Source organism: Rhodococcus sp. O3 (genome assembly GCF_048897285.1).
GTDB lineage: Bacteria > Actinomycetota > Actinomycetes > Mycobacteriales > Mycobacteriaceae > Rhodococcus.
Genome location: NZ_JBMBTE010000205.1, coordinates 1 through 5,294 on the forward strand (window position 1 = coordinate 1; position 5,294 = coordinate 5,294).

Here is a 5,294-nt window from a genome sequence, read left to right on the forward strand (position 1 = left end):
GCGCCGCCTGGACACCCGCGACGCGGCGCTGGCCACGGAACTGACCTACGGCGCGGCCCGCGCGCAGGGTCTGCTCGACGCCGTCATCGCCGCCGCCGCGGATCGTCCCGTCGACGAGATCGACGGCCCGCTGCTCGACGCGCTGCGCCTCGGTGCCTACCAGTTGCTGCGGACCCGCATCGCCCCGCACGCCGCCGTCACGACCAGCGTCGACCTCGTCCGATCCGAATTCGGTTCCGGCAGAGCCGGGTTCGTCAACGCTGTACTCCGGCGGATTGGAGAGCGCACCGAGGACGAATGGGTCGCCGAGCTCGCCCCGGACCGGGAACGCGATCCTGTCGGATACCTCGCGTTCCGGTACCCGCACCCGGTGTGGATCGCCCAGGCGTTCGCGAACTCCCTCGGCGTCGACGCCGGAGAACTGGCGGAGGTCCTCGCCGCCGACGACGCCCGGCCGATCGTGCACCTGGTGGCGCGGCCCGGTGTCATCACCGCCGAGGAACTCGCCCTCGCGACCGGCGGCGAGATCGGTCCCTGGTCGCCCTACGCGGTACACCTCGAACACGGCGACCCCGGCCGGCTCGACGCGGTGCGCGAAGGCATGGCCGCGGTGCAGGACGAGGGCAGCCAGCTCGTGGCCCGCGCCCTCACGCTCGCGCCGCTCGAGGGGAACGACAACGGCCGCTGGCTCGACCTGTGCGCCGGACCCGGCGGGAAGGCGGCACTGCTCGGTGCCCTCGCCGACCTCGACGGCTTCACCGTCGACGCGGTCGAACCGGTCGAACACCGCGCCGACCTGGTCCGCAAGACCACCCGGGGCCTGCCCGTCACGGTGCACGTCGCCGACGGCCGCGATCCCGGTCTCGACGCCGGTTACGACCGGATCCTCGTCGACGCCCCGTGCACCGGTCTCGGGGCGCTGCGTCGCCGTCCCGAGGCCCGCTGGCGACGGCAGCCCGGCGATGTCGCCGAACTGGTGCGGCTGCAGAAGGAACTGTTGGCCTCGGCGATCGGGCTGCTGCGACCCGGCGGAGTCGTGTTGTACGCGACGTGTTCGCCGCACGTGTCCGAGACCGTCGCGATCGTCGCCGACGCGGTGCGCCGGCACGGCGTCGAACAACTCGACACCCGCGAACTCGTGCCGGGGGTGCCGCGGCTCGGACCCGGACCCGGTGTCCAGCTGTGGCCGCACCGGCACGGCACGGACGCCATGTTCATGGCCGCGCTCCGCAAGCCGCTGGGCTGACATCGACCACCGGGCTGACACCCGAGCCCGCCACCTCGGACGGAAGGACAGTTCGTGCCCGACATCGTCACCCTGACCCTCAACCCGGCGCTCGACGTCACCACGTTCGCCGACGAGGTCGTACCCACCCGGAAACTCCGGTGCGACGAACCGTTCTACGACGCGGGCGGGGGAGGGGTGAACGTCGCCAAGGTCGCCCGGGTGCTGGGCGCGTCCGCCGCGGCGGTGTACCCGGCCGGTGGGGCACGCGGCAAGCAGATGAGCGGGTTGCTCGACGACGACGACGTCGAAGAGCACATCGTGGAGATCGCCGACGACACCCGCGAGTGCTTCACCGCTATCGACCGCAGCACCGGGAAGGAATACCGGTTCGTCACCCCCGGTCCCGAGCTGACCCCCGACGAACAGGAACGCTGTCTCGAGGCGCTGGTGGCCGCCGCCTCCGGCGCCCGCTACGTCGTGGCCAGCGGCAGCTTCCCGCCGGGCGTGCCCGGCACGTTCGTGCGGCGCATCGCGGACGTCGCGCACAAGGTCGGCGCCCGCTTCGTGCTCGACTCCTCCGGCGACGCGCTGACCAGCATCGAATCGGGCGTCTTCCTCGTCAAGCCGAGCCTCGACGAACTGTGCGAGTGGGTCGGCCGGGACCTGCCGGACACCGAGACCCGGACCGCTGCGGCACGGGAACTCGTCGACGCCGGGGTCGCCGAGATCGTCGTGGTGTCCCTCGGCGCACAGGGCGCGATCATGGTGTCCGCCGACGACGCCGTGGAAGTACCGGCGCTGGACGTGCCGGTTCGCAGCGCCGTGGGCGCGGGCGACAGCATGGTCGCGGGCCTGGTCGTGGGTCTGCTGCAGGAACAGTCGCTGCGCGATGCACTCGCGCTCGGCATCGCCTGCGGATCGGCGGCGCTGCTGACCGCCGGCAGCCACGTGTGCCGGCGCGAGGACATCGACCGGTTCTACGAACTCGCCCGATCCCGCTGATCTAGGGGAGCCCGGGACCCGTCCACGCGAGTGCCTCCAGGTCGACCTCGGCCGCCTCGACGGGTGCCCGCAGTGCCGTCGCCGTCGCCCAGCCCTGCGCGACGAGACCCGCGTCGGTCTCGTCGCGCTCGTCGGCACGGATCTCCCGGAAGGTTACCGTCACGAACTCCTCGCCGATCTCCCCGATATCGGCCTGGACCGCACCGAACGCGGCCAGGGGAGCCAACCGGAGCCCGCGGAACTCGTCCGGAGGAACATCCGGAACGTTGATGTTGAGCACCGAACCGCGCTGCCCGGACTCCAGCACCCATTCCAGCGCGCGTCGGGCAACCTGTTCGGCGGTGTCCCAGTTCTGCGGATCCGCGGAGGCCACCGACACCGCCAGCGCGAGCGCGCCGTGCGTTGCCGCGGTCAGCGCCGCCCCGACGGTTCCCGAATGCAGAATCGCGTGGCCGGTGTTGGGACCGTGGTTGATCCCGGACAGCACCACGTCGGGCGCGGGACCGAACGCCCCGTGCGCGGCGACGAATCCGATCAGCGCCGGAGAGGCCTCCACCGCCCGGATCGGCACATCGGGCAGATCCGGCCACTGTCGTTCGACGACCGCCAGCCGGCCGTCCTCCGCGAGCGCGGTCAGCGATGCGCTCGCACCGCTGCGCTCGGTGTGCGGAGCCGCCACCACCACGTCCAGTCCGGCCTCGACGGCGAGGCGAGCGAGAACACCGAGTCCTCGGCTGTCGATACCGTCGTCGTTGGTCACCAACGCCCGCATCAGGACTCCTCACCTTCGGCGCGCCGAACGCCGACCGACTCGACGAGACGGGTGGCCAGGTCGCGGCGTCCCGTCGCCAATCCCCGCCGGGTGATGTTCATCGCCCCCGCGGCGGCGCCCAACCGGAGCGCGTCGACCAGCGATTCGCCGTGGGCGAGAGCGGTCGCGATGCCCGCGGTCATCGAATCACCCGCGCCGCGGTGATCGACACTGGTCAGCGGCGGCGACGTCACTTCCCACAGTCCGTCGTCGGCCAGTGCCAGCGCCGGGTCGCCGGCGCGCGAGACGACGACATTCTGCGCGCCCGCTTCGGCCAGCTTGCGCATGGACCTCACCAGCGTCGGCACATCGTCGGACGCTGCCCGGCCGTCCTCCATCAGATCGTCGTGCGCGACCTTCAGCACCGTCGGATTTCCGGTGAGCACACCGGTCAGCTGCGGCCCGGACAGATCCGCGACGACCGGGACGCCCATCGCGTGCAGATCACCCGCCAATCGGCCGTACATCTCCGGCGGGACCGTGGTGTCGCTGTGGGCACCGCCGAGAACGGCCACGTCGGAGCGCAGCCCGGTCTCGAGGGACAGCGCGAACAGGTCGTCGACCTCGTGACGCGTGAGCACCGTGGGCGCGACGTGCGCGATCTCCTCACGTTCGCCACCCCGCCGATCGTGCACGTAGCCGCCGTTGGCGCCGGACGTGTCGATCCCGCGGACCGAGATGCCCTCGTATTCGAGCAGGTGACGCAGGATCCGGCCGGTCTCGCCGCCGAACACTCCGCACAGCGTGACGTCCGCACCCAGCGTCGCCGCCATCCGGGCGATCCAGATACCCTGCCCGCCGGCATGCACGTGCAGTTCGTCGCTGCCGTCCGGGGCGCACTCGACCGTGACCGTCAACAGCGGGGACGGGGCGAACACGAACACCGAGGGATTCGAGGGGGCGGGCGGGGTGGACTCGGCCATCGGGGCGGGCTCCTTCTTCGGCGCGCGGGAGATGCCGGAGGTGTACCCGGTTCGCTCCGATTCGATGCCCGAGACCGGGACCGCCGCGTAGTCGAATCTCTCGGGGCGTGGATCAACAACGTCCCTCGAGGGCCGGATAACGTCTCTGACGGAATATCGGAATATACAGAAATCTAGGCAGGCTCCTTCGCGCGCGGCCGAGCCGTCGGAATGCCGAGTCGGTCCGCGCGCGGTCCCCTCGGGGCACACTGGTCACATGACGACCTGGGCCGAGGTGGTGGAAGCAGTCTCCGACCTGCCGGAGGTCACCGAATCGACGTGGTACCGGACCCCGGCGCTGACGGTGCGCGGGCGCGGATTCGCGCGGCTGTGTTCCGAATCGGAGGCCGCACTGATGGTGCTGTGCGAGACGGCGAAGAAGAAGGCGCTGCTCGCCTCCGGCAATCCGGCCTACTTCACCACCGAAAGCTACGACGGCTACGGCGCCGTCCTCGTCGACCTCGACCGGGTCGACCCCCAGGAACTGCGCGACCTGCTGTTCGGCGCGTGGCATCTCGCCGCGCCGGACGCACTGCGCGCGAGCGCACCGGCTGCACGGCAGGAAGATCGGACCCGACTAGACTAGGCCGACGTGGCCCACCCGATGATCGCTCCTTCCATCCTGTCCGCGGATTTCGCACGCCTCGCCGACGAGGCCGCCGCCGTCGCCGGTGCCGACTGGCTCCACGTCGACGTCATGGACGCGCACTTCGTTCCGAACCTGACGCTGGGCCTGCCGGTCGTGCAGTCGCTGCTCGCCGCGACCGAGATCCCGCTGGACTGCCACCTGATGATCGAGAATCCGGGCCGGTGGGCACCCCCGTACGCGGAAGCCGGCGCCCACAACGTGACCTTCCACGCCGAGGCCACCGACAACCCGGTGGCCGTCGCCCGCGACATCCGCGCGGCGGGCGCCAAGGCCGGGCTGTCGGTCAAGCCGGGCACCCCGATCGAGCCGTACCTCGAAATCCTGAAGGAATTCGACACGCTACTGGTGATGAGCGTGGAACCGGGCTTCGGTGGTCAGTCGTTCATCCCGGACGTGCTCGGGAAGGCCCGCGCCGTGCGTCGCCTCGTCGACTCCGGAGAACTGACCCTGCTCGTGGAGATCGACGGCGGCATCAACACCGACACCATCGAGGCGGCCGCCGAGTCCGGTGTCGACTGCTTCGTCGCCGGCTCCGCCGTGTACGGCGCCGCGGATCCCGGCGAGGCCGTCCGCAAACTGCGCGCCCAGGCCGGCGCCGCCTCCGCTCATCTGACCCTGGCCCCGTGACCGATCCGGCGCTGG

At 71.3% G+C, this 5,294-nt stretch carries 6 protein-coding genes; 4 read left to right on the top strand and 2 right to left on the bottom strand.

Features of this window, described 5'->3' with window-relative positions:
* Together ACN675_RS27410 and ACN675_RS27415 are read left to right on the top strand one after the other, a co-directional pair.
* Positions 1–1,246 (top strand): RsmB/NOP family class I SAM-dependent RNA methyltransferase (locus tag ACN675_RS27410; protein WP_420753819.1); only part of this gene is annotated, 1,246 nt, incomplete at its 5' end.
* 54 nt (positions 1,247–1,300) lie between these two features.
* A complete protein-coding gene (locus ACN675_RS27415) occupies positions 1,301–2,230 on the top strand; it encodes a 1-phosphofructokinase family hexose kinase (protein WP_420753820.1) in 930 nt (309 codons plus the stop codon).
* 1 nt (position 2,231) lies between these two features.
* Here ACN675_RS27415 and surE read toward each other — a convergent pair whose 3' ends face one another.
* Both surE and ACN675_RS27425 read right to left on the bottom strand, forming a co-directional pair.
* The gene (gene surE, locus ACN675_RS27420; protein WP_420753821.1) at positions 2,232–3,002 is read right to left on the bottom strand and encodes a 5'/3'-nucleotidase SurE; all 771 of its coding nucleotides are present in this window, start codon (positions 3,000–3,002) and stop codon (positions 2,232–2,234) included.
* The gene (locus ACN675_RS27425; RefSeq protein WP_420753822.1) at positions 3,002–3,964 is read right to left on the bottom strand and encodes a 1-phosphofructokinase family hexose kinase; all 963 of its coding nucleotides are present in this window, start codon (positions 3,962–3,964) and stop codon (positions 3,002–3,004) included. The genes surE and ACN675_RS27425 overlap by 1 nt, the downstream gene beginning before the upstream one ends.
* A 256-nt stretch (positions 3,965–4,220) precedes the next feature.
* Between ACN675_RS27425 and ACN675_RS27430 the strand changes: the two genes are divergently transcribed.
* On the top strand, positions 4,221–4,589 hold the full coding sequence (locus tag ACN675_RS27430) for an MmcQ/YjbR family DNA-binding protein (RefSeq protein ID WP_420753823.1): 369 nt from the start codon (positions 4,221–4,223) through the stop codon (positions 4,587–4,589).
* A gap of 6 nt (positions 4,590–4,595) precedes the next feature.
* Positions 4,596–5,279, top strand: a complete 684-nt coding sequence (gene rpe / locus ACN675_RS27435) for a ribulose-phosphate 3-epimerase (RefSeq protein ID WP_420753824.1) — start codon at positions 4,596–4,598, stop codon at positions 5,277–5,279.
* Positions 5,280–5,294: the final 15 nt, after the last annotated feature.

Excerpts from the sequence above, each read along its gene's own strand:
- ACN675_RS27430 (WP_420753823.1), top strand. The coding sequence starts at position 4,221 with ATGACGACCTGGGCCGAGGTGGTGGAAGCAGTCTCCGACCTGCCGGAG.
- surE (WP_420753821.1), bottom strand. The coding sequence starts at position 3,002 with ATGCGGGCGTTGGTGACCAACGACGACGGTATCGACAGCCGAGGACTC.
- ACN675_RS27425 (WP_420753822.1), bottom strand. The coding sequence starts at position 3,964 with ATGGCCGAGTCCACCCCGCCCGCCCCCTCGAATCCCTCGGTGTTCGTG.